The 2,941-nt window shown below is 65.8% G+C and carries 2 protein-coding genes and 2 pseudogenes; all 4 read left to right on the top strand.

Annotated features, from left to right (window positions below):
- Positions 1 to 80: pseudogene (locus VEI45_RS19515) on the top strand (NADH-quinone oxidoreductase subunit C); the annotation flags it as partial.
- Positions 80 to 1,408 carry an NADH dehydrogenase (quinone) subunit D gene (gene nuoD / locus VEI45_RS19510; protein WP_324856173.1) on the top strand — a complete coding sequence of 443 codons (1,329 nt, stop codon included), beginning with the start codon at positions 80 to 82 and terminating at the stop codon, positions 1,406 to 1,408. The pseudogene VEI45_RS19515 and the gene nuoD, both read left to right, overlap by 1 nt.
- On the top strand, positions 1,405 to 2,184 hold the full coding sequence (gene nuoE / locus VEI45_RS19505) for an NADH-quinone oxidoreductase subunit NuoE (protein WP_324856172.1): 780 nt from the start codon (positions 1,405 to 1,407) through the stop codon (positions 2,182 to 2,184). Before nuoD ends, nuoE begins: the two co-directional genes overlap by 4 nt.
- Positions 2,184 to 2,941: pseudogene (locus tag VEI45_RS19500) on the top strand (NADH-quinone oxidoreductase subunit F); the annotation flags it as partial. The gene nuoE and the pseudogene VEI45_RS19500, both read left to right, overlap by 1 nt.

The raw sequence follows: 2,941 nt of genomic DNA, 5'->3' as shown, positions 1-2,941 counted from the left end.
ACTATCCACTCGGCGGCGTCCCGGTGGAGTACAAGGGCGCGAGGATTCCCCCGCCCGACGAGCGGAGGTCCTACGACTGATGAGCGAGACCACCAGCCCCAACGGCGAGGGCAGCGGCGGCGAAACCCTGGTGGCCGTCGTCGGCCAGGATTGGCAAGAGATCGTCGAGGCGGCACGCGCGGGCGAACCCGGTGAACGCATCGTCGTCAACATGGGACCTCAGCACCCCTCCACCCACGGCGTGCTACGGCTGATCCTGGAGATCGAAGGCGAGACGGTCACCGACGCCCGGTGCGTTATCGGCTACCTGCACACCGGAATCGAGAAGAACCTGGAGTACCGGTACTGGACCCAGGGCGTGACGTTCGTTACCCGAATGGATTACCTGTCACCGTTTTTCAACGAAGCCGTCTACTGCCTGGGCGTGGAGAACCTGCTCGGGATCACCGATGAGATTCCCGAACGCGTCAACATCATCCGGGTGATGATGATGGAGTTCAACCGCATCTCCTCGCACCTGGTCGCGCTGGCGACCGGCGGCATGGAACTCGGTGCGATGACGGCGATGTTCCTGGGTTTCCGCGAGCGCGAGCTGATCCTGAACCTGTTCGAGAAGGTCACCGGCTTGCGAATGAACCACGCTTACATCCGGCCCGGCGGACTGGCCCAGGATCTGCCGGCCGAAGTCCTCAGCGAGATCCCGGAACTCGTGAAGCTGCTGGGGCGTCGGCTCAACGACATCGAAAACCTGCTCAACGACAACTACATCTGGAAAGCCCGCACCCAGGGCGTCGGGTACCTCGACCTGACTGGATGTATTGCCTTGGGCGTGACCGGGCCGCCCCTGCGGGCCACCGGTTTGCCGTACGACCTGCGCCGCAGCGACCCCTACTGCGGCTACCAAAACTACGAGTTCGACGTGATCACCGACGACACGTGTGATTCCTACGCGCGCTACATCATTCGCGTCAGGGAGATGCGAGAGTCACTGAAGATCATCGAACAGTGCCTGGACAAGTTGCGGCCCGGCCCGATCATGGTGGAGAACCGCAAGATCGCCTGGCCGGCCGACCTCACAGTCGGCCCGGACGGTCTGGGCAACTCGCCCGAGCACATCGCCAAGATCATGGGCACCTCGATGGAGGCGCTGATTCACCACTTCAAACTGGTCACCGAGGGCATCCGCGTCCCGGCCGGGCAGGTGTACGTCGCGGTCGAGTCGCCTCGCGGCGAGCTGGGCGTACACATGGTCAGCGACGGCGGCACTCGCCCGTACCGCGTGCACTACCGGGATCCGTCGTTCACCAACCTGCAGGCCGTCGCCGCAATGTGTGAGGGCGGCATGGTCGCCGACGTGATCACCGCAGTCGCCAGCATCGATCCCGTCATGGGCGGGGTGGACCGATGATCGCACCCCAGACTCCCGGCGGCAGCGGCGAGCGGGTGTTCATCCGCCTTGGCCCACCGCCCGAAGAGCCGGGCCAATTCGTGGTCGAGGGCGCACCGGAGTCCTATTCGCCAGAGGTACAGGCCCGGCTGGAAGTCGACGCCAAGGAGATCATCGGCCGCTATCCCAACCCGCGGTCGGCGCTGCTGCCGCTGCTGCACCTGGTGCAGTCCGAGGACGGCTACGTGACACCAGCCGGTTTGGAATTCTGCAGCGAACAGCTCGGACTGACCGGCGCTGAAGTCGCGGCGGTGGCCAGCTTCTACACCATGTACCGCCGCGAACCCACCGGCGACTACCTCGTCGGCGTCTGCACGAACACGCTGTGCGCTGTCATGGGCGGCGACGCGATATTCGACTCGCTCAAAGAGCACCTCGGCATCGGCAACGACGAGACCACCGCCGACAGCTCGATCACCCTGCAACACATCGAATGCAATGCGGCATGCGACTTCGCGCCGGTGGTGATGGTCAACTGGGAGTTCTACGACAACCAGACTTGCGCGTCGGCACGCAAGCTGGTCGACGGGCTGCGGGCCGGGCAACCCCCGGCGCCGACTCGCGGCGCTCCGTTGTGCAAGTTCCGCGAAACCGAGCGGATCCTGGCCGGTTTCCCCGACGCCCGTCCCGACCAAGGCCAGGGCGGTGCGGGCGCGGCCACCTTGGCTGGGCTGCGCGTTGCCAAGGAACGCAAGATGACGGCACCGGCGGCCGACAGCGCAGGGGAAGGTCAGTAATGGGGCCTCAGACACCGTTGGCTCCCGTGCTGAGCCGCTTCTGGGACGACCCGCAGTCGTGGACTCTTGACACCTATCGTCGCAACGACGGCTACCAGGCCCTGCAAAAAGCCTTGAAGATGCCGCCGGACGACGTGATCACCGCAATCAAGGATTCCGGGCTGCGCGGCCGTGGCGGGGCGGGTTTCGCGACCGGGACGAAGTGGTCGTTCATCCCGCAGGGCGACAGCGGTGCGGCTGCCAAGCCGCACTACCTGGTGGTCAACGCCGACGAGTCGGAACCCGGTACCTGCAAGGACATTCTGCTGATGCTGGCCACCCCGCACTTCTTGGTCGAAGGTGTGATCATCGCGTCGTACGCGATCCGGGCCAGCCACGCATTCATCTACGTCCGCGGCGAGGTGTTGCCGGTGCTGCGGCGCCTGCAGAACGCGGTCGCCGAAGCCTACGCCGCGGGCTATTTGGGCCGCAACATCGCCGGCTCCGGCTACGACCTGGAGCTGGTGGTCCACGCCGGCGCCGGCGCCTACATCTGCGGCGAGGAGACGGCGCTGCTCGATTCGCTGGAGGGCCGCCGCGGCCAGCCGCGGCTGCGCCCGCCGTTCCCTGCGGTCGCCGGGCTCTACGGCTGCCCGACGGTGATCAACAATGTCGAGACCATCGCCAGCGTTCCGCCGATCATCCTCAACGGTGTGGACTGGTTCCGGTCGATGGGCACCGAGAAATCGCCCGGCTTCACGCTGTATTCGCTGTCCGG

It is taken from the genome of Mycobacterium sp. (assembly GCF_035623875.1).
Taxonomy (GTDB): Bacteria; Actinomycetota; Actinomycetes; order Mycobacteriales; family Mycobacteriaceae; genus Mycobacterium.
This window is presented reverse-complemented; position numbering and strand designations above follow the sequence as displayed.